26 protein-coding genes are annotated in these 25024 nt (G+C 66.4%); 14 read left to right on the forward strand and 12 right to left on the reverse strand.

From position 1 onward, the window contains the following. Positions 1-5 precede the first annotated feature (5 nt). From CHB88_RS18600 to CHB88_RS18630, 7 genes are all read left to right on the forward strand, one after another. Entirely contained in the window at positions 6-2399 is a 2394-nt protein-coding gene (locus CHB88_RS18600) for a bifunctional salicylyl-CoA 5-hydroxylase/oxidoreductase (RefSeq protein ID WP_089400848.1), read from the forward strand. Positions 2400-2401: 2 nt separating this feature from the next. Further along, a complete protein-coding gene (locus CHB88_RS18605) occupies positions 2402-3184 on the forward strand; it encodes an SDR family NAD(P)-dependent oxidoreductase (RefSeq protein ID WP_089400849.1) in 783 nt (260 codons plus the stop codon). Between the two features lie 31 nt (positions 3185-3215). After that, positions 3216-3749, forward strand: a complete 534-nt coding sequence (locus CHB88_RS18610; protein WP_089400850.1) for a MarR family winged helix-turn-helix transcriptional regulator — start codon at positions 3216-3218, stop codon at positions 3747-3749. 29 nt (positions 3750-3778) lie between these two features. Then, positions 3779-4633, forward strand: coding sequence for an enoyl-CoA hydratase family protein (locus CHB88_RS18615; RefSeq protein ID WP_089400851.1), 855 nt, complete (start codon positions 3779-3781; stop codon positions 4631-4633). Between the two features lie 2 nt (positions 4634-4635). Beyond that, positions 4636-5811: an acyl-CoA dehydrogenase family protein gene (locus CHB88_RS18620; RefSeq protein WP_089400852.1), complete on the forward strand. Its 1176-nt coding sequence runs from the start codon at positions 4636-4638 to the stop codon at positions 5809-5811. A 16-nt stretch (positions 5812-5827) separates the two neighbouring features. Beyond that, positions 5828-6223, forward strand: a complete 396-nt coding sequence (locus CHB88_RS18625; RefSeq protein ID WP_089400894.1) for a RidA family protein — start codon at positions 5828-5830, stop codon at positions 6221-6223. A gap of 135 nt (positions 6224-6358) precedes the next feature. Next, positions 6359-6688 (forward strand): helix-turn-helix domain-containing protein, encoded by a 330-nt coding sequence (locus CHB88_RS18630; protein ID WP_089400853.1) that lies wholly within the window; start codon positions 6359-6361, stop codon positions 6686-6688. Between the two features lie 356 nt (positions 6689-7044). Here the strand turns inward: CHB88_RS18630 and CHB88_RS18635 are convergent, their stop codons facing one another. Together CHB88_RS18635 and CHB88_RS18640 are read right to left on the reverse strand one after the other, a co-directional pair. Further along, the gene (locus CHB88_RS18635) at positions 7045-10128 is read right to left on the reverse strand and encodes an efflux RND transporter permease subunit (RefSeq protein WP_089400854.1); all 3084 of its coding nucleotides are present in this window, start codon (positions 10126-10128) and stop codon (positions 7045-7047) included. After that, on the reverse strand, positions 10125-11333 hold the full coding sequence (locus CHB88_RS18640; RefSeq protein WP_089400855.1) for an efflux RND transporter periplasmic adaptor subunit: 1209 nt from the start codon (positions 11331-11333) through the stop codon (positions 10125-10127). Before CHB88_RS18640 ends, CHB88_RS18635 begins: the two co-directional genes overlap by 4 nt. A gap of 164 nt (positions 11334-11497) precedes the next feature. On the opposite strand from CHB88_RS18640, the gene CHB88_RS18645 reads away from it, so the two are divergent. The 4 genes from CHB88_RS18645 (at position 11498) to CHB88_RS18660 (ending at position 14800) form a co-directional block, all read left to right on the forward strand. After that, entirely contained in the window at positions 11498-11938 is a 441-nt protein-coding gene (locus CHB88_RS18645; protein WP_089400856.1) for a MarR family winged helix-turn-helix transcriptional regulator, read from the forward strand. A gap of 344 nt (positions 11939-12282) precedes the next feature. Then, positions 12283-13458: an acetyl-CoA C-acetyltransferase gene (locus tag CHB88_RS18650; RefSeq protein ID WP_089400857.1), complete on the forward strand. Its 1176-nt coding sequence runs from the start codon at positions 12283-12285 to the stop codon at positions 13456-13458. Between the two features lie 77 nt (positions 13459-13535). Beyond that, positions 13536-14276, forward strand: coding sequence for an acetoacetyl-CoA reductase (gene phbB, locus CHB88_RS18655; protein WP_089400858.1), 741 nt, complete (start codon positions 13536-13538; stop codon positions 14274-14276). Between the two features lie 200 nt (positions 14277-14476). After that, a complete protein-coding gene (locus CHB88_RS18660) occupies positions 14477-14800 on the forward strand; it encodes a hypothetical protein (protein WP_089400859.1) in 324 nt (107 codons plus the stop codon). A 178-nt stretch (positions 14801-14978) separates the two neighbouring features. Here the strand turns inward: CHB88_RS18660 and CHB88_RS18665 are convergent, their stop codons facing one another. Next, complete coding sequence (locus CHB88_RS18665; RefSeq protein ID WP_089400860.1) at positions 14979-15623, reverse strand: DsbA family protein; 645 nt, start codon at positions 15621-15623, stop codon at positions 14979-14981. Between the two features lie 291 nt (positions 15624-15914). Between CHB88_RS18665 and CHB88_RS18670 the strand changes: the two genes are divergently transcribed. Continuing rightward, the gene (locus CHB88_RS18670; RefSeq protein ID WP_089400861.1) at positions 15915-16634 is read left to right on the forward strand and encodes a hypothetical protein; all 720 of its coding nucleotides are present in this window, start codon (positions 15915-15917) and stop codon (positions 16632-16634) included. 151 nt (positions 16635-16785) lie between these two features. Next, positions 16786-17376 carry a phasin family protein gene (locus tag CHB88_RS18675; RefSeq protein ID WP_089400862.1) on the forward strand — a complete coding sequence of 197 codons (591 nt, stop codon included), beginning with the start codon at positions 16786-16788 and terminating at the stop codon, positions 17374-17376. Positions 17377-17477: 101 nt separating this feature from the next. Here the strand turns inward: CHB88_RS18675 and CHB88_RS18680 are convergent, their stop codons facing one another. The 9 genes from CHB88_RS18680 to CHB88_RS18720 all read right to left on the reverse strand — a co-directional run bounded on the left by CHB88_RS18680 (position 17478) and on the right by CHB88_RS18720 (position 23782). Continuing rightward, complete coding sequence (locus CHB88_RS18680) at positions 17478-18935, reverse strand: 3'-5' exonuclease family protein (RefSeq protein ID WP_089400863.1); 1458 nt, start codon at positions 18933-18935, stop codon at positions 17478-17480. 194 nt (positions 18936-19129) lie between these two features. Then, positions 19130-19348, reverse strand: coding sequence for an RNA-binding S4 domain-containing protein (locus CHB88_RS18685; protein ID WP_089400864.1), 219 nt, complete (start codon positions 19346-19348; stop codon positions 19130-19132). A gap of 1 nt (position 19349) precedes the next feature. Beyond that, on the reverse strand, positions 19350-19628 hold the full coding sequence (locus CHB88_RS18690) for a hypothetical protein (RefSeq protein ID WP_089400865.1): 279 nt from the start codon (positions 19626-19628) through the stop codon (positions 19350-19352). Positions 19629-19680: 52 nt separating this feature from the next. After that, positions 19681-20568: a KPN_02809 family neutral zinc metallopeptidase gene (ypfJ, locus tag CHB88_RS18695; protein ID WP_089400866.1), complete on the reverse strand. Its 888-nt coding sequence runs from the start codon at positions 20566-20568 to the stop codon at positions 19681-19683. Between the two features lie 123 nt (positions 20569-20691). Beyond that, positions 20692-21678 carry a GGDEF domain-containing protein gene (locus CHB88_RS18700; RefSeq protein WP_089400867.1) on the reverse strand — a complete coding sequence of 329 codons (987 nt, stop codon included), beginning with the start codon at positions 21676-21678 and terminating at the stop codon, positions 20692-20694. After that, the gene (locus CHB88_RS18705; RefSeq protein ID WP_089400868.1) at positions 21678-22049 is read right to left on the reverse strand and encodes a SirB2 family protein; all 372 of its coding nucleotides are present in this window, start codon (positions 22047-22049) and stop codon (positions 21678-21680) included. Before CHB88_RS18705 ends, CHB88_RS18700 begins: the two co-directional genes overlap by 1 nt. A 142-nt stretch (positions 22050-22191) precedes the next feature. After that, positions 22192-22620 (reverse strand): hypothetical protein, encoded by a 429-nt coding sequence (locus tag CHB88_RS18710; RefSeq protein WP_089400869.1) that lies wholly within the window; start codon positions 22618-22620, stop codon positions 22192-22194. Positions 22621-22739: 119 nt separating this feature from the next. After that, positions 22740-23363 (reverse strand): alpha-ketoglutarate-dependent dioxygenase AlkB family protein, encoded by a 624-nt coding sequence (locus CHB88_RS18715; RefSeq protein WP_089400870.1) that lies wholly within the window; start codon positions 23361-23363, stop codon positions 22740-22742. Then, positions 23360-23782 (reverse strand): PaaI family thioesterase, encoded by a 423-nt coding sequence (locus CHB88_RS18720; RefSeq protein ID WP_089400871.1) that lies wholly within the window; start codon positions 23780-23782, stop codon positions 23360-23362. Before CHB88_RS18720 ends, CHB88_RS18715 begins: the two co-directional genes overlap by 4 nt. 115 nt (positions 23783-23897) lie before the next feature. On the opposite strand from CHB88_RS18720, the gene CHB88_RS18725 reads away from it, so the two are divergent. After that, the gene (locus CHB88_RS18725) at positions 23898-24938 is read left to right on the forward strand and encodes an alpha/beta fold hydrolase (protein ID WP_089400872.1); all 1041 of its coding nucleotides are present in this window, start codon (positions 23898-23900) and stop codon (positions 24936-24938) included. Positions 24939-25024: the final 86 nt, after the last annotated feature.

The following is a 25024-nucleotide window of genomic DNA, read 5'->3' on the forward strand; positions in this document are numbered from 1 at the left end:
CAGCCATGAACATCGTCTGCATCGGCGGCGGCCCCGCCGGCCTGTATTTCGCGCTGCTGATGAAGAAGCAGAACCCGGCGCACCAGATCACCGTGGTCGAGCGCAACCGGCCCTACGACACCTTCGGCTGGGGCGTGGTGTTTTCCGACCAGACCCTGGGCAATCTGGTGGCGGCCGACGAGCCGACCGCGCGCAGCATCCTGCAAGCCTTCAACCACTGGGACGACATCGACGTCCACTTCAAGGGCCGCACCATCACTTCCGGCGGCCATGGCTTCTGCGGCATCGGCCGCAAGCGCCTGCTCAACATCCTGCAGGAGCGCTGCGAGCAGCTCGGCGTGAAGCTGGTGTTCCAGACCGACGTCGCCGACGACCAGGCCATCGCCCGCGAATACAACGCCGACCTGGTGATCGCCAGCGACGGCTTGAACAGCCGCATCCGCAACCGCTATGCCGAGACCTTCACGCCCAGCGTGGAAGCGCGCCAGTGCCGCTTCGTCTGGCTCGGCACGCGCAAGCTGTTTTCCGCCTTCACCTTCGCCTTCGAGAAGACCGAGCATGGCTGGTTCCAGGCCCATGCCTACCAGTACGACGGCGAAACTTCCACCTTCATCGTCGAGACGCCGGAAAGCGTGTGGCAGGCGGCCGGCATCGACAAGATGAGCCAGGAAGAGGGCATCGCCTTCTGCGAGCGCCTGTTCGCCAAATACCTCGACGGCCAGCCGCTGATGTGCAACGCCAGCCACCTGCGCGGCTCGGCGATCTGGATCAAGTTCCCGCGCATCGTCTGCGGCAACTGGGTGCAATGGAACGAGATCGACGGCCGCCGGGTGCCGGTGGTGCTGATGGGCGACGCCGCCCACAGCGCCCATTTTTCCATCGGCTCCGGCACCAAGCTGGCGCTGGAGGATGCGATCGAGCTGTCCCGCAGCTTCGCCGCCCATGCCGACGCGGCCATGGACGAAGTGCTGCACGCTTATGAACAGGCGCGCTCCATCGAGGTGCTGAAGATCCAGAGCGCGGCGCGCAATTCGATGGAGTGGTTCGAGAACGTCGACCGCTACACCGGCATGGAGGCGGAACAGTTCGCCTATTCGCTGCTGACCCGCAGCCAGCGCATCTCGCATGAAAACCTGCGCCTGCGCGATCCCGGCTATGTTGAGCGCTTCGAGCGCTGGATCGCGCGGCGCGCCTTCGATCAGGCCGGCCTGCCCATGCCGGAAGGCGGCGGGCCCATCCCGCCGATGTTCACCCCGTTCCGGGTGCGCGGCACGGTGCTGAAGAACCGCATCGTGGTCTCGCCGATGGCGCAGTATTCGGCTGTCAATGGCACGCCGGGCGACTACCACCTGGTGCACCTCGGCAGCCGGGCGCTCGGCGGAGCCGCCATGGTGTTCGCCGAGATGACCTGCGTCTCGGCCGACGCCCGCATCACCCCGGGCTGCCCCGGCCTGTACCGGCCGGAGCATACCGCCGCCTGGAAGCGCATCGTCGACTTCGTGCACAGCAGCACTGATGCGAAGATCGCGATGCAGATCGGCCATGCCGGCGCCAAGGGTTCCACCCGCTGCGCCTGGGATGGCATCGACCTGCCGCTGGACGACGGCAACTGGCCGCTGGTGTCGGCCTCGCCGCAGCAGTACATCGAAGGCGTGTCGCAGCGCTCGCGCGAGGCCACGCGCGAGGACATGGAGCGCATCCGGGACGATTTCGTGCGCGCCGCCCGGGCCGCCGAGGAGGCCGGCTTCGACTGGCTGGAGCTGCACTGCGCCCACGGTTATTTCCTCTCCAGCTTCATCTCGCCGCTCACCAACCGCCGCACGGACGAGTACGGCGGCTCGCTGGAAAACCGCTGCCGCTATCCGCTGGAAGTGTTTGCCGCCATCCGCGAGGTGTGGCCGCAGGACAAGCCGATCAGCGTGCGCATCTCGGCCCACGACTGGGTGGAGGGCGGCATCACGCCGGGGGATGCGGTACGGATCGCCCGCCTGTTCAAGGCGGCCGGCGCCGACATGATCGATTGCTCCTCCGGCCAGGTCAGCAAGCAGGAGCAGCCGCTGTTCGGCCGCATGTTCCAGACGCCGTTCTCCGACCGCATCCGCAACGAAGCCGGCATTCCCACCATCGCCGTCGGCTCCATCTTCGAAGCCGACCATGCCAACAGCATCATCGCCGCCGGCCGCGCCGACCTGTGCGCGGTGGCGCGGCCGCATCTCGCCAACCCGGCCTGGACCCTGAACGAGGCGGCGCGCATCGGCTACACCGACATGCCTTGGCCGAAGCAGTACCGCGCCGGCAAGCTGCAGCTGGAGCGCAATCTGCAGCGGGAACGGCAGCTGGCCGCCGCCAACGCCGGCCTGACGCCGCAGCAGATCGCGGCCAAGCTGCTGGAAGGCTGAGCATGGAAGCCCTGCGCGAACTGGCAGGCCGGCATGCTTTCATCACCGGCGGCGGGCGCGGCATCGGCGCCGCCATCGCCGCCGCCCTGCTGCGCCAGGGCGCCCGGGTGACGCTGGCGGGGCGGGACGCCGCCACGCTGGAGGCGACCGCGGCTTCGCTGCGCGGCCAGGGCGAGGTGAACGCCGTCACGCTCGATGTCGCCGAACCCGCCTCGGTGGCGCAGGCCATGGCGAGCGCGGCACAAGCCTTCGGACCCATCGCCATCCTGGTGAACAATGCCGGCCAGGCGTCGTCCGCGCCCATCCTCAAGACCGACGCCGCGCTGTGGCAGCGCATGCTGGACGTGAACCTGAGCGGCACCTTCCACGGCATCCAGGCGGCGCTGCCTGGCATGCTGGAAGCCGGCTGGGGCCGCATCGTCAACGTCGCCAGCACCGCCGGCCTGACCGGTTACGCCTACGTGTCGGCCTACTGCGCCGCGAAGCACGGCGTCATCGGCCTGACCCGGGCGCTGGCGCTGGAACTGGCGCAGAAGGGCGTCACCGTGAACGCGGTCTGCCCCGGCTATACCGACACCGACATCGTGCGCGAGGCGGTGGCCAACATCGCCGCCAAGACCGGCCGCAGCGCCGAGCAGGCGCGCGGCGAGCTGGCCCGCGCCAATCCGCAGGGCCGGCTGGTGCAGCCGGACGAAGTGGCGCAGGCGGTGGCCTGGCTGTGCTCACCCGGCTCCTCCGCCATCAACGGCCAGGCGATCGCGGTGGCCGGCGGCGAAGTCATGTAAGCGAAGAAGAACATCTGGAAAAGGAAGCGCCATGCCCCGCAGCTCAAACCTCAAGATCGACGACCCGTCTCCGGCGGACGATGCGATGCTCGACCTGGAGTCGCGCCTCACCGCCGACCACCACCAGTCGCTGCGCCTGTGGCTGCGCCTGCTGTCGACCACGCTGATGGTGGAGAACGAGATCCGCGGCCGGCTGCGCGGCGAGTTCGACATCACCCTGCCGCGCTTCGACCTGATGGCGCAGCTGGAGCGGCATCCGGAAGGCTTGCGCATGGGCGAACTGTCGCGGCGGATGATGGTTACCGGCGGCAACATCACCAGCATCACCGACCAGCTGGAGCGGGAAAACCTGGTGCAGCGGGTGCCGGACCCGACCGACCGCCGCGCCTACAGCGTCAAGCTCACGCCCGCCGGCCGCCGCGCCTTCGCCCGCATGGCGCAGGTGCATGAAGCCTGGATCGAGGAGCTGTTCTCCGGCATCGGCGCGGGCGACAAGGACAGGCTCTACGGCCTGCTGTCGCGGGTGAAGCAGGAACTCGGCCGCAAGCTCGGCCGGGAAGAATGAAATCAGCTGAACAGCTAAAGGACACAGACATGCGATACCTCCAGGGCCTGCCGCACCAGCTGCCCGGCAACCGCCAGCAGCTCGCCGCCTACCAGGCGCGCCACTTCCGCTTCGAGATGGAGAGCGGGGTGGCCACCGTCACGCTCGACCGTCCCGAGCGCAAGAATCCGCTCACCTTCGAGTCCTATGCCGAGCTGCGCGACCTGTTCCGCAGCCTGGCCCAGGCGGAGGACGTGCGGGCGCTGGTACTGGCCGGCGCCGGCGGCAATTTCTGCTCCGGCGGCGACGTGCACGACATCATCGGCCCGCTCACCAAGCTCGACATGCCCGGCCTGCTCACCTTCACCCGCATGACCGGCGACGTTATCAAGGCGCTGCGTGCCTGCCCGCAGCCGGTGATCGCGGCGGTGGACGGCGTCTGCGCCGGCGCCGGGGCGATCCTGGCGATGGCGTCGGACATGCGCCTCGGCACCGCCCGCAGCAAGACCGCCTTCCTGTTCAACCGGGTCGGCCTGGCCGGCTGCGACATGGGCGCCTGCGCCATCCTGCCGCGCCTGATCGGCCAGGGCCGCGCCTCGGAGCTGCTGTACACCGGCCGCTCCATGGGCGGGGAGGAGGGCGAGCGCTGGGGCTTCTTCAACCGCCTGTGCGCGCCGGAAGACCTGCTGCCGCAGGCCCGGGCGCTGGCGGCCGAGATCGCCGCCGGTCCGGCCTTCGCCAACGGCATGACCAAGAAGATGCTGCATCAGGAATGGAGCATGGGCGTGGACGAGGCGATCGAAGCCGAAGCCCAGGCCCAGGCGATCTGCATGGCGACCAACGACTTCCACCGCGCCTACCACGCCTTCGCGGCGAAGCAGAAGCCGGTGTTCGAGGGGGATTGAGCATGGCCGACACCCGTTATCTCGACTGGCCCTTCCTGGAAGACCGGCACCGCGCCCTGGCGCGGGAACTTGATGCCTGGGCCGCGCGCCATGTCGACCAGGAGCATGAGCACGACGTCGACGCCGCCTGCCGCGACCTGGTGCGCCGGCTCGGCGAGGCCGGCTGGCTGCGGCATGCGGTCGGCGGCACCGCCCTTGGCGGCGCGGGGGAAGCGATCGATACCCGCGCCATCTGCCTGATCCGGGAAACCCTGGCGCGGCATGCCGGCCTGGCCGACTTCGCGTTCGCCATGCAGGGTCTGGGCTCCGGCGCCATTTCCCTGTTCGGCAGCGACGCCCAGAAGCAGGCCTGGCTGCCGCGGGTGGCGGCCGGCAATGCCATCGCGGCCTTCGCGCTGTCGGAGCCGGAAGCCGGTTCCGACGTCGCCGCCATGCAGTGCGCTGCCGTGCCGGATGGCGACGCCTATGTGCTCAACGGCGAGAAGACCTGGATCTCCAACGGCGGTATCGCCGACTTCTATGTGGTGTTCGCCCGCACTGGAGAAGCACCGGGGGCGCGCGGCATCAGCGCCTTCATCGTCGAGGCTGGAACGCCCGGCTTCGAGATCGCCGAGCGCATCGAGGTGATCGCGCCGCATCCGCTGGCGCGGCTGCGCTTTACGAACTGCCGCGTTCCGGCGGCGTGCCGCATCGGCGAGGCGGGGCAGGGGTTCAAGGTGGCGATGGCGACGCTCGACGTGTTCCGCACCTCGGTGGCGGCGGCGGCGCTCGGCTTCGCCCGCCGCGCGCTGGACGAGGCGCTGAATCGCGCCACCGGCCGCCGCATGTTCGGACAGGCCCTGGCCGACTTCCAGCTCACCCAGGCCAAGCTGGCGCAGATGGCGGCCGGCATCGACGCCGCCGCGCTCCTGACCTACCGCGCCGCCTGGATGCGCGACGGCGGCCACAAGGTCACGAAGGAAGCCGCCATGGCGAAGATGGGGGCCACCGAGACGGCGCAGCAGGTGATCGACAGCGCGGTGCAGCTCTTCGGCGGGCTGGGCGTGGTGAGCGGGCAGCCAGTGGAACGGCTCTACCGCGAGATCCGCGCGCTGCGCATCTATGAAGGGGCGACCGAGGTGCAGCAGCTGATCATCGCGCGCGAACTGCTCAAGGAAGCGCAGGCTCAACAACAATGAAAGGACCAGGTTCATGATGCAGATACTTCAGCCGCCCGGCTGGGCCCGCCCGCGCGGCTATAGCAATGGCATCGCCGCCAGCGGCCGTCTGGTGTTCGTCAGCGGCATGATCGGCTGGGACGCCGAATGCCGCTTCAAGGCCAGGGACTTCGCCGGCCAGGTGCGGCAGGCGTTGCTGAACGTGGCGGCGGTGCTGGCCGAGGCCGGCGCCAGACCGGAGCATATCGTGCGCATGACCTGGTACGTGGTGGACAAGCAGGAGTACGTATCCTCCTATGCCGCCATCGGCGAAGCCTACCGCGAGATCATCGGCCGCCACTATCCGGCCATGACGGCGGTGCAGGTGATGGCACTGGTGGAGGACGAGGCGAAGGTGGAGATCGAGGTGACGGCGGTGGTGCCTGAAAAATGAGCAGGCTGCGGCGATAGACGCTGCAAGATTTGGTTACATCATGCATGCCTCTGTGATGTGTCAATGCGAACATAAGTGCCTGGAATACAGTAGTACCGGGCAGTAAGCAAGAGCACTTCACTTCACAGGACGATCATGACACTACAACAGGAAAAGCTGGAAACCGGCAGATTCGATCCCGACAATCTGCTCGACACCCTGATCCAGAAGATGGGTCTCAAGAACGATGCCGCCCTCTGCCGGGCGCTGGAGATCTCCCCGCCGATCATCAGCAAGATTCGCCATGGCCGCCTGCCGGTCAGCGCGTCGCTGCTGATCCGCATGCATGAGGTGTCGGGCATGAGCGTGCGCGACCTGCGCGACCTGATGGGCGACCGCCGCATGAAATACCGCATCAGCGATGTCCAGGGCAAGCCCAAGTCGGCCGCCAACGATGCTGCCCAAGCCAAGCAGATGATGGCCTGAGCATGGCATGCTCCGGGGCGGACGCCTTGATCCGCCCGGCATGAGTCGATCTCCTGCGCGGCGCCGGCACCCCAGTCCTTGCGCCGCATCAGTCCTTTTCCCTTTGTCTTCCCCTCTTCGGCGTTGAGCCGCCAGGTGCAGCTGTTTCCCTGCCGTCCGGCAACGTCATTTTCTTCGATGCGGGTTTGGTACCGAGCAGGCCTGACCGTGGATGACTTGGATGAGGTTCCAAGCCCGGAGCAAGACCCAAGGCAAGCCCCGATGGCGGTGTCGCCCAGCAGGGCAGGCTTCCTCCTCCGAAGCGAAGGACCGGGATGCGGCGCGGTTTCGCGACGCCACGCGTCGCGAAACCGCTGCTACGCCGCTTCCACCTCTCTCGTCAGCGGCCCGTTCCCGCTGAACCGATCCAGATACAGGTAGATCACCGGCGTGATGTAGAGCGTGATCACCTGCGAGAACAGCAGGCCGCCTACCACCGCCAGGCCGAGCGGCTGGCGCAGTTCGGCGCCGGCGCCGAGGCCGAGCGCGATCGGCACCGCGCCCATGAGGGCGGCAAAGGTCGTCATCAGGATGGGCCGGAAGCGCAGCACGCAGGCTTCACGGATCGCCTGCGCCGGCGCCATGCCGCGGTTGCGCTGCGCGTCCAGGGCGAAGTCGATCATCATGATCGCGTTCTTCTTGACGATGCCGATGAGCAGCAGGATGCCGATGGTGGCGATCAGCGTCAGTTCCATGTTGAACAGCTTGAGCATCAGCAGCGCGCCCACTGCTGCCGACGGCAGGCCGGCGAGGATGGTGAGCGGGTGGATGAAGCTCTCATAGAGCACGCCGAGCAGCACGTAGATCACCAGGATGGCCACCACGAGAAGCACCGCCTGGCTGCCCTGGGAATCCTTGAACACCGCCGCGTCGCCGCCATAGGAAGTGATCACGCTCGCCGGCAGGCCGATTTCGCCCTTGATCCGGTCCAGGCGCTGGGTGGCTTCGCCCAGGGGCGTGTCCGGCGCCAGGTTGAAGGACAGCGTCACCGCCTGCAGCTGGCCCTGGTGGTTCACCGCCGTCGGGCCGACGGTGCGTTCCACGGTGGCGAAGGTGGAAAGCGGCACCAGGCTGCCGGCCTTGCCGCGCACGTTGATGCGGTCGAAGGCGGTCTCGTCGCGGCGGTAGGGTTCCGCCACTTCCATGATCACCCGGTAGTCATTGGTGCTGGTGTAGATGGTCGACACCTGGCGCTCGCCGAAGGCGCTGTAGAGCGCATTGCGCAGGTCCTGCATCTGTACGCCCATCAGGTTGGCCTTGTCGCGGTCGATGCGCAGGCTGGCTTGCAGGCCCTTGAGCTGGGAGTCGCTGGTGACGTCGCGGAAGCCCGGCTCGCCGCGCATGCGCTCCATCATGCGGTTGCTCCATTCGTTCAGCTCCTCCGCCTTCACGCTCTGCAGGGTGAACTGGTATCGGCTCTTGCTGGCGCGGCCGCCGAGCTGCAGATTCTGCACCGGACGGAAGTAGACGTTGATGCCGGGCACGGCGCGCACGCGGCGGCGCAGGCTTTCCAGCACCTTCGGCATCTTGTCCCGCTGCGACTGCGGCTTGAGGTTGACGAACATGCGGCCGCTGTTCAGGGTCGAATTGTTGTTGCTGCCGACCGCCGAAGCCACGCTTTCCACGTTCGGGTCGCCGGCCACGATGTCGGCCACCAGCGCCTGCTTGGTCTGCATGGCGGGGAAGGAAATGTCCTCCGATGCTTCGGTGGTGACGCTGATCTGGCCGATGTCTTCCTCCGGGAAAAAGCCCTTCGGAATGGTCACGAACAGATAGGCGGTGAGGGCGAAGGTGCCGACCGCCACCACCAGCACCACGGGACGGTTGCGCAGGCCCCAGTCCAGGGTCCGGGCATAGCCGTTCAGCGTCGCCTCGAAGCCGCGCTCGAAAATCCGGCTGATGAAATTTTCCTGGTGGCCATGCTCCGACTTCAGGTAGCGGCTGCACAGCATCGGCACCAGGGTCAGCGACACCACCGCCGACACCAGGATGGACAGCGCCACCACCACCGCGAATTCATGGAACAGCAGGCCGATCACGCCCGGCATGAAGAAGATCGGGATGAACACGGCCACCAGCGACACCGAGATCGAAATGATGGTGAAGCCCATTTCCCTGGCGCCCACCAGCGAGGCCTTGAACGGCTCCATGCCGTCCTCGACGTGGCGCACGATGTTTTCCAGCACCACGATGGCATCGTCCACCACCAGGCCGACCGCCAGGGTGATGCCGAGCAGGGAAACGTTGTCGAGGCTGTAGCCGAAGGCGTAGAGCAGGGCCACCGCGCCGATCAGCGACACCGGCAGCGACATGGTCGGAATCAGGGTCGCCACCAGCCGCCGCAGGAACAGGAAGATGACCAGCACCACCAGCGCCACGGTGATGCCGAGCGTGATGTTGACGTCGTGCAGCGCCTCGCGGATGGAGACCGAGCGGTCGTTGAGCTGGTTGATCTGGATGGAGGCCGGCAGCTGCGCCTTGAACACCGGCAGCATCTTCTTCACCGAGTCCACCACCGCCACCGTGTTGGCGTTCGGCTGGCGCAGAATGGCCAGCACGATGGAGCGCTCGCCGTTGAAGCGGCTGGCGGTCTTCACCGACTCGTAGCTGTCCTCCACGTCCGCCACTTCGCGCAGCTTGACCGGCGCGTTGTTGCGGGTGGCGACGATCAGGTCGGCGAACTGGGCGGCATTCTGCAGCTGGCGATTGGCCTGAATCGTCAGCGTCTGCTGCGGGCCTTCCAGCACGCCGACCGGGGTGTTGGCGTTGGCGGCGCGGATGCCGTTCATCACGTCGTCCAGCGACAGGTTGCGCGAGGTGAGCATGGCCGGATTCACCCGCACCCGCACCGCGAAGCGCTTCTGGCCGAAGATGTTGACCTGGGCCACGCCGTTCAGCGTCGACAGGCTGGGCGAGATCAGGTTCTCGGCGTAGTCGTTCAGCTCCGACAGGTTGAGCGACGGCGAGGTCAGCGCCAGCAGCAGCACCGGCGCGTCGGCCGGGTTCACCTTGCGGTAGGACGGCGGCGTGGTCATTTCCACCGGCAGCTGGCGCTGGGCGCGCAGCAGCGCCGCCTGCACGTCGACGGCGGCGGCATCGATGTCGCGGTCGGGACTGAACTCCAGCGTGACCGAGGTGGTGCCCAAGGTGTTGGTGGAGCTGATGACGTTCAGTCCGGCGATGGTGGAGAACTGCTTTTCCAGCTGCAGCGCGACCGAGGACGCCATGGTTTCCGGGCTGGCGCCGGGCAGGGTGGCGGTGACGTTGATCACCGGCGTGTTGTAGCTCGGCAGCGCCGCCACCGGAATCTTCAGATAGGCCAGGATGCCCGCCACCACCACCGACAGGCTCAGCAGCACGGTCATCACCGGCCGCCGGATGCAGAGTTCCGAGATGTTCATGGCGCGATCTTCTGGGCGACGGTCTGGCCGCGTCCTTCTTCCTTGTTTTCCGCCTTGCTGCGGCCCTTGCCGCCTTGTCCGCCGGCTTCCGCTTCGCGCACCTTGCTGCCGGGGCGCAGGTTCTGCTTGCCGTCCACCACCACGATCTCGCCGGCCTTCACGCCGTTGACCACGGCGTCGGTGCCGAAGGAATAGATGACCTCGACGCGGCGCGGCTTCGCCGTCTTGTCGGCATCCACCACGTACACCACGCGGCTGTCGATGCCGGTGATGATGGCGGCCTGCGGGATCACGACCCCGTCCTTGATTTCGCGCACGGTGGCGCTGATCGGCACGTACTGGCCGGGCCACAGCGCCTGCTCGGCATTGGGGAAGATGGCCTTCACCTTCACCGTGCCGGTCTGGGGGTCGATGGCGTTGTCGACGAAGCTGAGCTTGCCTTCCAGCGGCGCGGGCCGTCCGGCGACATTGGCCGCCACCTTCACGCTGCCGCCCGCCTGGCCGTTGCCCAGCAGCGCCTGCAGCTCGGTTTCGGGCAGGGTGAAGGTGACGGCGATTGGGTCGAGCTGGGATATGGTGACCAGCGGCGCAGCGGTCGGGCTGGGCTGGACCAGGCTGCCCGGGAAGACGCTGATCACGCCGGCGCGACCGTTGGAAGTCGCGCGGATGACGTCATAGCTCAGCGCCACCCGGGCCGCCGCCACCGCCGCCTCGTCGGCGCGCAGGGTGGCGCGCTGGGCCTCGACCTGGGTCGCCACGGTATCGACCGCGCTCTGCGAGATGAAGCCCTTGGAGAACAATTCCTTGCTGCGGGCCAGCTGGCGCTCCTGGTCGGCCAGGGTGGCCTTGTCCTTCTCCAGCTGCGCCTCGGCCTTCTGCAGGTTGACCCGGTCGGCTCGGTCGTCGAGGGAGAACAGCACCTCGCCGGCCTTGACGAACTGGCCTTCGCGGAAATGCACCTTGACGATGGTATTGGTTACCTGCGGACGGATGTCCACGCTGTTGAGCGAGCTGACGTTGCCGTTGGCGGTGAGGCGCACCGGCACGTCCATCTGCCTGGCGGCGGCGGTGCCGACCGTGACTGCGGGCGGCTGCGCCGGCTTGGCGGACTGCTTTTCTGTCTCCTGCATGGTCTTTCCGTACCAAACAGCGCCTGCGCCCGCGAAGGCAACGACGATCGCGGCGGCGATCAGTTTCTTCTTCATGATGGCAAACCAGAAAGTGTGGGTTCTTCCCGCTCCCGTTCCGTTCCAGCATCGGAATTCCATGCTGTCCAGGCCTAAAAGTTGAGAACCGTCATTAGTTAACAATAGCAAGCATTCTAGCATCCGCTTACAATGATGAGTCTCAAGTTTCGGGGCGATTTTCGATGAAGATGAGCGAAATTTCGGTGCAGGAGCAGTTCGGGATCGCGATCGGCGAAGTCAGCCGGGCGTGGCGCCTGAATCTCAACAAGCGCCTCAAGCCGCTCGGCATGAGCCAGTCGAAGTGGCGCGCGCTGCGCTATGCCGACCGCGCCGGCGACATCGCCCAGGCCGATCTGGCGGCTCTGCTCGGCATCGAGGCGCCGGCGGTCACCCGCCTCATCAAGCAGATGGAACAAGAGGGCTGGATCACCCGCCAGGCCCGGCCCGACGATGCCCGGGTCAAGCTGGTGCGCGTCACCGCCAAGGCCCGCAAGATCATCGCCCGCATCGACCAGGAAGTCGCCCGGCTGCGCGCCGATACGGTGGCCCGGCTGCCCGCCGCCGAGGCGGCCGCCGGCTTGCGCGCCATGCTTACGCTGCAGCAGCTTCTGCAAGCGCTCTAGTCCTCCGCGATCCGGTACGTCCCGGAACCGGTTCCCAAGGCGCCTGGCGGCATGGCATTGCCGCCTTTCCTTCCCCCGCCTCCCCGCCATTTCGCACGGCTCCCCCGTCGTCGTTTTGCAATCAACCAGGGCCAAGCTGCCCGTCCGCCTGTTAGTTTTTTGATCATGATCAAGCCGGCAACCGGGTGGGTTGTGATTCCATGATAGCCAGTGGCACTGCTGCACCAGCCTGCAATGATGATGTTTTGCTAGCAGTCGGGCGTTATCAGGTTTATATTTCCCTGGCGTGTTTCACAGCGAGAAGGTCGCTCACTTCAATTAATCGGATTTTTCTGGAGAATCAAATGAATGATGTCGTTATCGTCGCGGCCGGTCGCACTGCAGTTGGCAAATTCGGCGGCACGTTGGCCAAGACGCCCGCCGCCGACCTGGGCGCCCATGTCATCAAGCACCTGCTGGCCAAGAGCGGCATCGCGCCCGAGCTGGTGAGCGAAGTCATCATGGGCCAGGTGCTTACCGCCGGCGTCGGCCAGAACCCGGCGCGCCAGGCGGTGATCAAGGCCGGCCTGCCCGACATGGTTCCCGGCTACACCATCAACAAGGTATGCGGCAGCGGCCTGAAGGCCACCCACCTCGCGGCGCAGGCCATCATGTGCGGCGACGCCGACATCATCATCGCCGGCGGCCAGGAGAACATGAGCGCCTCGCCGCACGTGCTGAACAATTCCCGCGACGGCTTCCGCATGGGCGACGCCAAGCTGATCGACACCATGATCGTCGACGGCCTGTGGGACGTCTACAATCAGTACCACATGGGCGTCACCGCCGAGAACGTCGCCAAGAAGTACGGCGTCTCGCGCCAGGAGCAGGATGAATTCGCCGCCGCTTCCCAGAACAAGGCGGAAGCGGCGCAGAAGGCCGGCAAGTTCAAGGACGAGATCATCCCGCTCGAGATCCCGAGCAAGAAGGGCTCGGTGGTGTTCGACTCCGACGAATTCATCAAGCCCGGCGTCACCGTCGAATCGCTGGCCAGCCTGCGCCCGGCCTTCGACAAGAACGGCACCGTCACCGCCGGCAACGCCTCCGGCATCAACGACGGCGCCGCCGCCGTCATCATGATGTCCGCCCGCCGCGCCGAGGAACTCGGCCTCAAGCCGCTGGCGCGCATCAAGGCCTATTCCTCCGCCGGCGTCGATCCCACCATCATGGGCATGGGCCCCGTCCCGGCCACCCAGCTCTGCCTGAAGAAGGCCGGCTGGACGCACAACGACGTCGACCTCATGGAAATCAACGAAGCCTTCGCCGCACAGGCCATCGGCGTCAACAAGGAGATGGGCTGGGACATCAGCAAGATCAACGTCAACGGCGGCGCCATCGCCATCGGCCACCCGATCGGTGCATCCGGCTGCCGCATTCTGGTGACCCTGCTGCATGAAATGATCCGTCGCGATGCAAAGCGTGGCCTGGCCAGCCTCTGCATCGGCGGTGGTATGGGAGTTGCTCTGGCAGTGGAGCGCTAAGAAAGGCCTTGGTACGGCCGGCAGCAAAGGCAGTTGCATCAATCGTCAACCCATCAGGAATAGAGAGAGAGAACAACATGGCACGAATCGCGTTGATTACCGGCGGCATGGGAGGGTTGGGTGAGGCCATCTGCATCAAGATGGCGGCATTGGGTTATCAGGTGGTGACCACCTACTCCCCCGGCAATACCAAGGCGGAGCAGTGGCTGGCATCGATGAAGGAGCAGGGCTACGACTTTCGCGCCTATCCCTGCGACGTGGCGAGCTTCGAGTCGGCCCAGGAGTGCATCGCGCAGATCACCCGCGAGATGGGTCCGGTGGACGTGCTGGTGAACAATGCCGGCATCACCCGCGACATGACCTTCAAGAAGATGGACAAGGTCAACTGGGATGCGGTCATCAAGACCAACCTGGACTCGGTGTTCAACATGACCAAGCAGGTGTGCGACGGCATGATGGAGCGGGGGTGGGGGCGCATCATCAACATCTCCTCGGTCAATGGCCAGAAGGGTGCCTTCGGCCAGACCAACTACTCCGCCGCCAAGGCCGGCATGCACGGCTTCACCAAGGCGCTCGCCCTGGAAGTGGCGCGCAAGGGCGTGACCGTCAATACCATCTCGCCGGGCTACATCGGCACCAAGATGGTGATGGCGATCCCGAACGAGGTCCTGGAGAGCAAGATCCTGCCGCAGATTCCGATGGGCCGCCTCGGCAAGCCGGAAGAAGTCGCCGGCCTGGTCGCCTATCTGGCATCCGACGAAGCCGCCTTCCTCACCGGCGCCAACATCGCCATTAACGGCGGCCAGCACATGCACTGAGCATCGTCGCCGGCCGCGGCCGGAATTCGCGACAAGGGCGGCCGGGTGCCGCCCTTTTTCTTTTCCGCTCCTCCCGGTTTCTGCCGTAGGCGAGGCGTTACAAACGCATACAACTTGACGTCAACAGCGTTCATGCGGGCTTCGTTAAACCGCCACGTAGAACACTTCTACGACACCCACTCAAACCAAGAGGACACAGCATGAACAAACTGATCGCCACCGTCATCGCCGCCACCTTCGCCATGGGCACCGCATTCGCGCAGACCGCGGCGACGCCCGCCACGCCGGCTACCCCGGCGGCACCGGCGGCTTCCTCTGCCGCGCCCGCCGCCCCCGCCGCTGCTTCCGATGCCGCCAAGACCGATGGCGCCAAGGCCAGCACCAAGGCCGGCACCAAGAAGGTAGCCAAGGCAAAGAAAGCGAAGAAGGCCAAGGCCAGCGCTGCCAAGGATAGCGCTTCCGCCAAGACCACCAGCGCCGCACCGGCTGCTTCTTCCGCGCCGGCCGCTTCCACCGCGAAGTAAATCGCCCCGCTGCCCCGCCTTCGGCGTACGAAGGCGGATACCAGCCGGCAGCGAGCCGCTGCAATGAAAAAACCCCGGGATGCATGGACGATGCGCCCGGGGTTTTCATTTTGCGGCCACGCATCGTGAGCCATGCGTCGCCTGCGCTCACGATGCGCCGCTCGATGCGCCGGCAAGATCAGTGCGGCGCATCCTCGGCCAGCAGCTGCTGCACGACATCGCGCAATGCGTCCGCCTTCATGTAGCCGGCGCAGACCAGGTCCAGCCGGTCGTCACGCGCCAGCACCAGGGTCGGGAAGCCGCGCACGCCCCAGCGCTGGGTTTGCATGAAGTCGGCGCGGGCGGCCGCCTTGCTGCTTTCCGCCTGCCACAGCTGGTGGAAGGCTTCGGCATCCACATCGAGGCCGGCATCCCGCAGCACCGCGCTGCAGATATCCGCCAGCAGCATCGGGTCGGTCACGTCCCGGCCTTCGGCATAGAAGGCGCGCTGCATCGCCAGGAAGGCCGGCAAGGCTGCCGCCGGCGACAGGCTGCGCACCGCCACCACCGCGCGACAGGCGGGCTCGGTGTCGTACACGAAGCCGGGGCGGCTGAGGGCGGCATCGTCGAAGGGCAGGCCGCTGCGTTCGGCGACGTGGTGCCAGTGCTCGAGGATGGTGCGGCGCTGCTCCTCGCCCATGGCCTCGGTGTTATAGGCGCGCAGTCCGCCGACGACGACATCGACCGGGATGCCGCCCATGCCGGCGCGCAGCGCCTCGAGTTCGGGACCGAAGCCGTAGCACCAGGAGCACATGGGATCGGCGATGTAGAGAAGACTGGTCATGAAAGGGAGCCTTGAAAGGGAAGCGGACCACCTTAGCACAGCGCCGTTCAGGCGGCCACGGAAGCATAGTCGGAAGAAAGCTTGCGCCAGTTCGCCTTTCGAGCATGGGCATCGAACTAATGCAAAACGCAAGCATCTACTGGCGGTAATTCGCTCTTGTGGATTACCCCTGGAAAAGAGCGCCGCTCGCGCTGCCGCCAGCGTTTGAGCAGACCCAGCGGGGCCGACGCTTTTTGCTGTCTTTCTGCCTGACCAGAATTCATTCATTCAGCCTGATTTTCGGAGAAGTCCATGCGCGGCGAGTATCACCAGAAATTCAATCCCGAACTTGTAGAAATGAACGAGAAGCTGCGCAAGGACGCCATGCGCACGCTCGAGCAGTATGGGCAGAAGCAGATTTCCGACCTGCCGGAGATGTCCGAGGGTGAGCGCTCGAAGTGGTTCTTCTGGAACATGCATGAAAACCTGGAGGAGTTCCGCCGGCTGGAACCGACCCTGATCGGCCAGGTGATGAGCACCCAGATGGTCATTACCGAGGGCCAGCAAACCGAATCGGGCCGCAACGCGGTGGAGAAGAAGGTGGTGCTGCAATGCCGCTGGCATCTGCGCGTGGCGTACGCCGGGATACAGAACGAGGAAACCTATCAGATCGGCGACGGCAAGGCCGAACTGACGGTGTGCGACGGCGGGCCGCCGCCGAATGCCTCGCTGCAGGACAACCAGCGCGGTTATCTGCATTCGGACAGCTCGCTCTATCCGAACCAGCTCTTCCTCGGCGGCTGGATCAGCGAAGGACTATGGAACGAGGTCCGGCAGCATCTGTACAGCGGCCTGCCCAACTGCCATACCGACATCCTGCTCAAGGACAATTATCTTTTCCCGGTGCGGGCCGGCTTCGATTTCGTGGTCGGGCCGCCGGCGTCCATCGGCATCACCAATATGGATTTCTGCGTCTCATCCTCTTCCGGCGAGCGCCGCAACAGCCGGCGCAGCGAATCCCTGCCACGCTGAGCGGGCGATTCCACTTCTCTATTGCAACGCACAAAAAATGAGCCTGTCGCAGCGCGTCTTTGCTATACAATAGACGCTGCTGCTGCGCAGCATATTTGCTGCATTCACTTCATCAAGCCTTGCAATCCGCATCCATTTTTTAGGAGAAGCCATGTTTCCGGCCCAACAGAATCCGTTTGCCAGCGCCGCCCGTAGCGGCATGGATAATCAGATCGCTTTCTACAATGCCCTCACCAGCACCGCCATCGAAAGCATGGAAAAGCTGGCGACGCTGAACCTGACCGCCATGCGCGCCTCGATCGAGGAATCCGCCGAAGCTACCCGCCAGCTGCTCGGCGCGAAAAATGTGCAGGAGTTCGTTGCGCTGCTCGCCTCCCAGGCACGCCCCACCATGGAAAAAGCCGTCGCCTACAGCGGCCATGTCAGCAATATCGCCACTGGCGCCCAGGCCGAACTGGTGAAAGCCACCGAACAGCGGTTTTCCGATGTCGGCCGCCGCACCACGCAGGCAGCCGCCGAAATGATGACCAAGCTGCCCGTTTCCCTGGACGACCTGACGGCGTACATCAAGGCCGGCTTTGAGAATGCCAATCCGAATCGCCTGTTCGCGGCCGCGATGCCTGCCGCCCGCGCCGCCCAGGAAGTGGTCAGCGCCAGTGTCACGCCGATGACCCAGGCTGCCGCGCAGACGGCTCAGGCCGCGTCGACCGCTGCCGACAAGAAGGACGGCACCTCCGCCTGAGCACTGCCAGCCGGATGAGATACGGGCCGCACATGCGGCCCGTTTTTTTTCATTGGAGGTGGAAGCATGGCGCCGCCTCGGCGCGCGGCTGGCGTGCCGGCTCAGCAGGCCAGCTGTGCCGTGCCGCCGCGCTGCCGGCGAACGGCGCGCGACCGGGTGAGCGGCCGCACCTTGAACCGGCCTTCGGCAAAAACGCGCGACAGGATGCGGTAAGTCTCGGGGTCGAATGCGGGCCGCGCCGGCGCATCTTCCAGCAGCGACCAGATGCCGCCCTCGTCGCGCGCCGTGCCGAGATGCCGCCAGTTGTCGAACACATGAATGTCCTGCCGGCCATCGGTGCCGGCCTCGATCACCGCCACTGCGCCGGCATGCGGCCAGGGCTGCAGGCGCATGCCGCGCAGCGCAGCCCTCAGGCGCTCGCCGTGGCCGTGCTGTTCGCCTTGCCCGGCGCAGGCCGGGCAGTGATGCAGGGAACGCTCGGTGAACGGCAGCGGCGGCGCTTCCCGTCCCGGCTCCAGTCCGAGCAGCACCGGGCACAGGCCGTCGCGCTCGGCCAATCCGCGCAGCGCCGCCTGCGCCTTGCGCGGCGACTGGAACAGGCCGTACAAGCCATCGTCCGGATCGAAGTCGTCATCGTCGGCACACACCAGGCGCGGCTCCAGCCCGCCCTGCGGCGAGGGTTGCAGCTGCCAGGCGCAGAATTGCGCATCCTGGAGCAAGGCGAGGTTGTGCACCGGCTGCAGCATGTGCGCCAAGCGCGCTTCCAGCAGCGCCGCGCCGAGTTCGCCCGCCGTTTCCTGCCAATCGATGCGCCGCAGCTGGCGCGCCAGCTGCGCATCCTTGTACGACTGGCGGCTGCTGGCGAAGTGGGCCATGACCCGCGCCCGCAGCTGGCTGCTGCGCCCGATGTAGAGCGGCACGTCATGCTCGCCATAGAAGAGATAAATGCCGGGGCCGTCGGGCACGTCGTCGAGCAGGTCGGCATCGAGATGGGCCGGCAGCGCCGGCTTCTGCAGCAGCGCCCGCACCGCTTCATGCATCGCTTCGGCCGGCACCGCGCGCTCCAGCTTGCGCCAGTACTGCCATAGCAGGTCGGCGTCGGCCAGCGCCCGGTGGCGCTCGGCGGCATGCAGCCCATGGCGGGCGATGATGGCATCCAGGTTGTGCTTCGGTTCCGCCGGAAACAGCCGCCGCGACAGCTTGACGGTGCACAGCGTCTCGGCGCGGAAGGTCATGCCGAGGCGCCTGAAGGCATGGCGCAGGAAGCCGTAGTCGAAGCGGGCGTTATGGGCGATCAGCAAGGCTCCCTCGAGGCGGCGCAGCAGTTCAGGCGCCACGTCGGCGAACGCCGGCGCATGGCGCACCATGGCGTCGCTGATGCCGGTCAGGCGCTGCACCGGCAGCGGCAGCGGCCGCTCCGGGTTGACCAGGGTGGACCAGCGCTCCACGCCTGTGGCGCTCACCTCGACGATACCGATTTCGGTGATGACATCGGTGGCCGGATTCACCCCGGTGGTCTCCAGGTCAATGAAAAGCAGTTTGCCGTAATGGTCGAACATCGGGCGAATCCATCCGCGCAAGGAAGGGGAAAAAGGCCAAGCTAATTCAGACCATGGCGCGGCGGCGGAGTTCACCCGAAAGGCGAATTCCGGAGCAGGGGAAAGCAGATCAGGGAGAGAGCGTCCGGCGGACCGGACGCGGAGGGGATAAAGGAAGCAGGAAGCTGCCGCGAAGAAACGAAGCAGTTGCCGGACTAGCCAGCCTTGACCGCAATGCGGGCATCGCCCACGGCCACCACCTGGCCGGCGCGGACCTTGCAGGTCTTGCGTAATTCCTGCTGGCCATCGACCGACACCGCGCCGCTGGCCACCATGGCCTTGCCCGCGCCGCCGCTGTCGCACAGGCCGGTGAGCTTCAGCAATTGATTGAGTTCGATGAATTCGCCATCGAGGATGAATTCGAGTTTTTGCATGTCAGGTTCCGTGGAGTTGCTGTCGCGCCTTCTGCAGCCAGATGGCGAGGTTGGCTTGCAGGTCTTCTTGGCTGAACGAGCAGCTCTCTTCGGTGAACAGGCTGCCGGCTTCCATCCGGCCCAGCATGTCTTCCATGACCGCCGTGTAGCGTGGCGGCAGCCGGGCCAGCAGAGCCGATTGCGTCCGCCATAGGCTGCAGAAGGCCGCGATCGACAGCCGCCCCTGCTTCAGGTCGGACAGGGATTGCTCCAGCAGCGGCAGGGATTCATGAACGGACATGGAGACTCGGGAAGACATTCGGCAAGCGGGTGGCGATTCTACCAGCCCCGCCTCACAACTGCTGCGCCTCGAAGGTGTTGCAGGCGGTGATCTGCCCGGTCTGGATGCCGCGCCGGAACCAGCGCACCCGCTGCGCCGAGCTGCCATGGGTAAAGGAGTCCGGCACCACATGGCCGGTGGCCTGGCGCTGCAGTGCATCGTCGCCGATGGCGCTGGCGGCATTGAGCGCAGTCTCGATGTCGCCCTGCTCCAGGATGTTGCGCGCCCGGTCGGCGTGGTAGGCCCACACGCCGGCGAAGCAGTCGGCCTGCAGTTCCAGCCGCACCGACAGGGCATTGCCCTGGGCTTCGGAGGCACGGCGCCGGGCGGCGTCGACCCTGCCGGATATGCCCATCAGGTTCTGCACGTGGTGGCCGACCTCGTGCGCGATGACGTAGGCCTGGGCGAATTCGCCGGATACCTTGAAGCGCTGCTGCATCAGGCGGTAGAAGCTGAGGTCGATGTAGATGCGCTGGTCGCCCGGGCAGTAGAAGGGGCCGGTGGCCGTCTGCCCGGTGCCGCAGGCGGTCGGCGTCGCGCCGGAGAACAGCACCAGCTTGGGATTGACGTACTGGCGGCCGCTCTGGCGGAACAGGCCGGTCCAGGTATCTTCGGTGTCGGCCAGCACGGTGGAGACGAAGCGCGCCATCTGGTCGTTGGCCGGCGGCCGGTGCGCCGGCGCCTGCTGCACCGGCGCTACCTGTCCGCCGCCGCCGCTGAGCAGGTTGAGCAGGGTGACCGGGTTGATCCCGAGGAAATAGGACCCGACCAGCGCCACCACGATGGTGCCGATGCCGATCGAGCGTCCGCCGAAGCCGAAACCGCCGCCGCCACCGCCGCCGTAGTCATCGCCGCGGCGGTCCTCCACGTTGTCGCTCTCGCGATTGCCTTCCCATCTCATGTCATTCTCCGGAATCGATAGGCGCGTGTGCGCCGGCAGGGATTGTTTACCAATGTGGGTGAATAAACAAGTTCCGTGCCCGTGGCCGCGAGGAAAGACTCACCTGCGATTCATGGAAGGGGCTCAGAGCGAGATGCGGTCGCGTCCGGCTTCCTTGGCCCGGTAGAGCGCGGCGTCGGCGGCGGCGATCAGCTCCGGCGCCGACTGGTCCAGCTGGAAGGTCGCCACGCCCAGCGACGCCGTCATGTGCGGCAAGGGCAGGCGCATGTCGGAAAAAATTACTGACTGGCGCAGCCGCTCGCGCAGACGTTCGGCCACCATCATGCCGCCGGCTTGGCCGGTGCCGGGCAGAATCACCATCAGCTCCTCGCCGCCGTAGCGCACCGCGAAATCGGTCGGGCGCAGGGCGCCGGTGATCGCCTTGCCGGCGGCCTTGAGCGCCTCGTCGCCGACCAGGTGGCCATGCTCGTCGTTGAAGCGCTTGAAGTGGTCGAGGTCGATCAGGATCACCGACAGCGGATTGCCGCCGGCTTGCGCCTCGTCCACCATGCCGGGGAAGTGGCTGTCCAGCCAGGCCCGGTTCTGCAGGCCGGTGAGGCCGTCGACCATGGACAGCTGGCGGTAGAACTCCCCCAGCTTCTGGCGCCGGCGCAGCTGGGCGTTGGCGGCGCGGATGCGGAAGGAAAGCAGGCGCAGCAGGTTGCGCGCCACGCCGTTGGAGGCATCAATCAGGCGCCATACGGTGGGGGCGTCGATCATCAGCAGTTCCGACTCCTGCAGGGCGCGGATGCGCTCGGCGCCGCTGTCCTCTTCCAGCACCGAAAGCTCGCCGGTGCATTCGCCCGCCAGCACCCGGCTGCTGCTGCCGTCGCTGCGCTCGTCGTCGGTGCCGACTTCAAGCGCGCCGCTCAGCACCACGTAGAGCCGCGCCGGCTGGTCGGCGCCACGTTCCAGCCGGGTTCCGGCGGCGATGCGCAGCACCGGGCAATGTGCGAGCAGCGGCGCCACGTCGGCGAGCGAGGCGCCGTCGAACAGTTGAACGCCTTGCAGGCTGTAGGTGCCGGTGCCGAAAGTGGACGGCGTTTTCGCCGGATGGGTAAGGTCGAGCATCAGAACACCTGGCGCGTGACCGCGACCTTGATGATGTAGGCGAACACCGCCAGCGCCGCGAAGAAGGCGGCGATGCGGATCTTTTTGGTCTTGCCGCGCCTGAGGGCGACGGTGCCGAGCAGGATGTAGAGGATCAGGCCGACCACCTTGGCCGTCAGCCAGCCCTGCGCAAAGGGATATTGCCCGCTCCAGACGGCCAGGGCGATGGCGGCGGCCAGCAGTAGGGTGTCGTTCACATGCGGCACGATGCGCACCCAGCGCCGCTGGAGCAGGGTGGAATCGCTCATCATCCACAGCCCGCGGATGAAGAAAAACATCCCGCTCAGCACGGCGAAGGTGATGTGAAGATGCTTGACAGCCAGATAACTCATCCGGAACTCCGTTGGCCGCTCATGGCGTGGTTTCTTGAATGCAAGTCATCATTCTAGCAATGGCGGCGTCCGGAAATCCGCGCCGCAAAAGAAAAAGGCAGACGCTGTCGCATCTGCCCCAATGTTGGCGAGCCGATCGAGCTCAGTCGTCATGCTTGTGCTTGTGCTTTTCCTTGTCGTGGCCATGTCCATGGCCGTGTCCGTTGCCGTGGCCATGCTGCTCGCGCCACGGGCGGCCGTAGTTCTGTTCGACGTAGACATGCTGGGTGTAGGGACGCTCGGTCTGCAGCACCACCGGCACGCCGCTGGTGACGTAGCCTTGGAACTGCACCGGCAGGTTGACGCCGACCTGCCAGCTGCCGCCATTGAGCCAGAACCAGCTGCGGGTGTCGGGGGCGTAGTAGACCTGCTGCGCCGGATAGTAGACATAGTTGTACTGGCGGCGAGCCGCTTCCTTGGCGCGGTGGCCGTGGGCCGGCGCCCAGGGCGGAGGATCGGCCTGGGCCGGATTGCCGGCGCCGAGGCCGAGCACGAGGACGGCGGGAAGGGCGATGCGTAGTGATTTGATCATGATGGCTGCGGAAATGAACCGGCGATGGTTCTTCAGTGAAACATATCCGCATTTTGCCGCATCCCTCCCCTGTTGGGGGAAACGGCGCGGTGAAAGCTGTAACAAAGGTGTATGTGTCTCTATCCAGCCCCAATCCAGCGGAAGGTGAGGTTGATGCGTGGCCCGCAAGGCGCGCTTTCCCTGGGCACCGCATGGCGCCAGAAGCGCTGCACGCCGCTTTCCATCAGCAGCAGGCTGCCATGGCTGAGCGCCAGCGAGAGCGGCCGCAGGTCGCGGCGGCGCGCATGGCGCAGGCGGAAGCTGCGGGTGGCGCCGAGGCTCAAAGAAGCGATCGCCGGGTCCGGGCCCAGTTCCGGCTCGCTGTCGCTGTGCCAGCCCATGGCGTCGGCTTCGTTCCGATAGAGGTTGAGCAGCACGCTGTTGTAGGCATGGCCGCTGGCAGCTTCCACTTGCTGGCGAATGCGGGCCAGCGTCGGCGACCAGGCGCGGGCTGCCAGGCTCAGGCCGGAATAGGCATAGCCGACGTCCCCGATCCAGGCGCACAGCCGCGGCTGCTGCCGCGCCTGGCCGGCGATCACGACGCTTTCCTGGCGCCAGTCGGTTTCCTTCAGCAGCAGGTCGAACAGGCGGTCGGCCTCGGCCGGGTCATAGAAGCGCGGCATGAAGCGCATCCTGGCGTCGGCCAGTTCGATTTCCTCGAAGCCCGGTGCCGCCGGATCGAACAGGCCGGCTTGCCGAGTCATTGGCGCGGCCAGAGGATCATCTGGGTGCAGCGGAAGGTGGCGATGAGCTTGCCGCTGTCGCGGTGGGTCACGAGAGCGTCCCATACCTGGGTGGTCTTGCCGAGGTGGACCGCCTTCGCTTCGCAATCGATGGTGCCCTCGGTGGCGGTGCCGAGGAAATTGCTCTTCAGCTCGATGGTGGTGAAGCTGCTCGCGCCGTGCGGCAGGTGGGCGACGCAGGCATAGCCGCAGGCGGTGTCGGCCAGGGTGACGATGGTGCCGGCATGGAGAAAGCCATTGGGCGCCATGTGGTCCCGGCGCAGGGCGAGTTCCGCGGTGAGCCGTCCTTCGCCGATCTCGCCGACGACGAGCCCGAGGTAGGCCGGCAGGTGATCCTGGCCGATGCGGTTGAAATAGGCAGCGTCCCTGGTCTGCGTCATGTCGTTCCTCCTGGCTGTTGTGCGGTCGATTGTACGCAGGATCGGCCGCCGCCGCCGGATTGAACTCGGCCAAGGCATCTTGCTCCAATGGCAAGCAATGCGACGGGAGGACAATATGGGACATCAGCCAGAGATGAAGCAGAGCAAGGCAAGCACGCGCAGCAGCGGCAACCGGACGGCCTGGGCGGCCGGCGTCGGCGCCGTCCTGGCGCTGGCGGCAATGACGGTGCGCCGCCAGACCAAGGCGGTGGAATGGGACAACCCGCCGCTGGGGCAATTCATCGACGTCGAGGGCATGCGCCTGCATTACCTCGAGCGCGGCAGGGGCCGTCCGGTGGTCCTGCTGCATGGACGCGGCGTGACGCTGCAGGATTATGCGATCAGCGGCTTGCTCGACAAGGTGGCCCGCAACTACCGCGCGATCGCCTTCGACCGTCCCGGCTACGGCTACAGCGCCAAGCCGGGTTTCGCCGGCTGGCAGCCGATGGCGCAGGCGCAATTGCTGCATCATGCCCTGGTCAGGCTCGGTATCGAGAACCCGATCGTGGTCGGCCATTCCTGGGGGACCCTGGTGGCGCTTGCCATGGCGCTGGAGTTTCCGGCGTACGTGGGCGGTCTCGTGCTGGCCTCCGGCTACTACTTCCCGACGCCGCGCCTCGATGCCATTCCGCAGGCGGTGCCGGCGATCCCGCTGTTCGGCACGCTGATGCGGCACACCGTGTCGCCGCTGCTCGGCCGCCTGATGTGGCCCGCCATCATCCGGCAGGCGTTCGCGCCGGCGGACGTGCCGCAGCGCTTCGAACAGTTCCCGCCCTGGATGGCGCTGAGGCCGGATCAGCTGCATGCCAGCGCCGCCGAAGCGGCGCTGATGGTGCCGGCCGCCATGCAGCTGAGCAGGCGCTACCGGGAACTGCGGCTGCCGCTGGCGCTGCTGGCCGGCGCCGAGGACAGGGTGGTGGATACCGGGGTGCACACCGAGAGCCTGCATCGGCTCCTGCCCCACGGCGACCTGCGCATCCTGCCGGGCGTGGGCCACATGCTGCATTACGCCGCGCCGGAGGAAATCGTGTCGGCCATCGATGCTGTCGCCCGGGCCGGTACGTCGGCCGCCCGGCGCGGCATGCAGATGCATCCGGCTCCGGCGGCGCTGCACTAGCCGTTCGCCGGCTCGTGGCAAAAGGGAAGGGACATCCTCCCTTCCTTGCCGCGCTCACTCGCCGCCCCTGGCCATGGGCGCCGCCC

Origin of the sequence: Noviherbaspirillum humi (assembly GCF_900188095.1) — a bacterium.
Classification (GTDB): domain Bacteria; phylum Pseudomonadota; class Gammaproteobacteria; order Burkholderiales; family Burkholderiaceae_D; genus Noviherbaspirillum; species Noviherbaspirillum humi.

Bases quoted from the DNA above. Each gene is read 5' to 3' on its own strand.
- CHB88_RS18600 (WP_089400848.1), top strand. From the start codon at position 6: ATGAACATCGTCTGCATCGGCGGCGGCCCCGCCGGCCTGTATTTCGCG.
- CHB88_RS18605 (WP_089400849.1), top strand. From the start codon at position 2,402: ATGGAAGCCCTGCGCGAACTGGCAGGCCGGCATGCTTTCATCACCGGC.
- CHB88_RS18610 (WP_089400850.1), top strand. From the start codon at position 3,216: ATGCCCCGCAGCTCAAACCTCAAGATCGACGACCCGTCTCCGGCGGAC.
- CHB88_RS18615 (WP_089400851.1), top strand. From the start codon at position 3,779: ATGCGATACCTCCAGGGCCTGCCGCACCAGCTGCCCGGCAACCGCCAG.
- CHB88_RS18620 (WP_089400852.1), top strand. From the start codon at position 4,636: ATGGCCGACACCCGTTATCTCGACTGGCCCTTCCTGGAAGACCGGCAC.
- CHB88_RS18625 (WP_089400894.1), top strand. From the start codon at position 5,828: ATGCAGATACTTCAGCCGCCCGGCTGGGCCCGCCCGCGCGGCTATAGC.
- CHB88_RS18630 (WP_089400853.1), top strand. From the start codon at position 6,359: ATGACACTACAACAGGAAAAGCTGGAAACCGGCAGATTCGATCCCGAC.
- CHB88_RS18635 (WP_089400854.1), bottom strand. From the start codon at position 10,128: ATGAACATCTCGGAACTCTGCATCCGGCGGCCGGTGATGACCGTGCTG.
- CHB88_RS18640 (WP_089400855.1), bottom strand. From the start codon at position 11,333: ATGAAGAAGAAACTGATCGCCGCCGCGATCGTCGTTGCCTTCGCGGGC.
- CHB88_RS18645 (WP_089400856.1), top strand. From the start codon at position 11,498: ATGAAGATGAGCGAAATTTCGGTGCAGGAGCAGTTCGGGATCGCGATC.
- CHB88_RS18650 (WP_089400857.1), top strand. From the start codon at position 12,283: ATGAATGATGTCGTTATCGTCGCGGCCGGTCGCACTGCAGTTGGCAAA.
- phbB (WP_089400858.1), top strand. From the start codon at position 13,536: ATGGCACGAATCGCGTTGATTACCGGCGGCATGGGAGGGTTGGGTGAG.
- CHB88_RS18660 (WP_089400859.1), top strand. From the start codon at position 14,477: ATGAACAAACTGATCGCCACCGTCATCGCCGCCACCTTCGCCATGGGC.
- CHB88_RS18665 (WP_089400860.1), bottom strand. From the start codon at position 15,623: ATGACCAGTCTTCTCTACATCGCCGATCCCATGTGCTCCTGGTGCTAC.
- CHB88_RS18670 (WP_089400861.1), top strand. From the start codon at position 15,915: ATGCGCGGCGAGTATCACCAGAAATTCAATCCCGAACTTGTAGAAATG.
- CHB88_RS18675 (WP_089400862.1), top strand. From the start codon at position 16,786: ATGTTTCCGGCCCAACAGAATCCGTTTGCCAGCGCCGCCCGTAGCGGC.
- CHB88_RS18680 (WP_089400863.1), bottom strand. From the start codon at position 18,935: ATGTTCGACCATTACGGCAAACTGCTTTTCATTGACCTGGAGACCACC.
- CHB88_RS18685 (WP_089400864.1), bottom strand. From the start codon at position 19,348: ATGCAAAAACTCGAATTCATCCTCGATGGCGAATTCATCGAACTCAAT.
- CHB88_RS18690 (WP_089400865.1), bottom strand. From the start codon at position 19,628: ATGTCCGTTCATGAATCCCTGCCGCTGCTGGAGCAATCCCTGTCCGAC.
- ypfJ (WP_089400866.1), bottom strand. From the start codon at position 20,568: ATGAGATGGGAAGGCAATCGCGAGAGCGACAACGTGGAGGACCGCCGC.
- CHB88_RS18700 (WP_089400867.1), bottom strand. From the start codon at position 21,678: ATGCTCGACCTTACCCATCCGGCGAAAACGCCGTCCACTTTCGGCACC.
- CHB88_RS18705 (WP_089400868.1), bottom strand. From the start codon at position 22,049: ATGAGTTATCTGGCTGTCAAGCATCTTCACATCACCTTCGCCGTGCTG.
- CHB88_RS18710 (WP_089400869.1), bottom strand. From the start codon at position 22,620: ATGATCAAATCACTACGCATCGCCCTTCCCGCCGTCCTCGTGCTCGGC.
- CHB88_RS18715 (WP_089400870.1), bottom strand. From the start codon at position 23,363: ATGACTCGGCAAGCCGGCCTGTTCGATCCGGCGGCACCGGGCTTCGAG.
- CHB88_RS18720 (WP_089400871.1), bottom strand. From the start codon at position 23,782: ATGACGCAGACCAGGGACGCTGCCTATTTCAACCGCATCGGCCAGGAT.
- CHB88_RS18725 (WP_089400872.1), top strand. From the start codon at position 23,898: ATGGGACATCAGCCAGAGATGAAGCAGAGCAAGGCAAGCACGCGCAGC.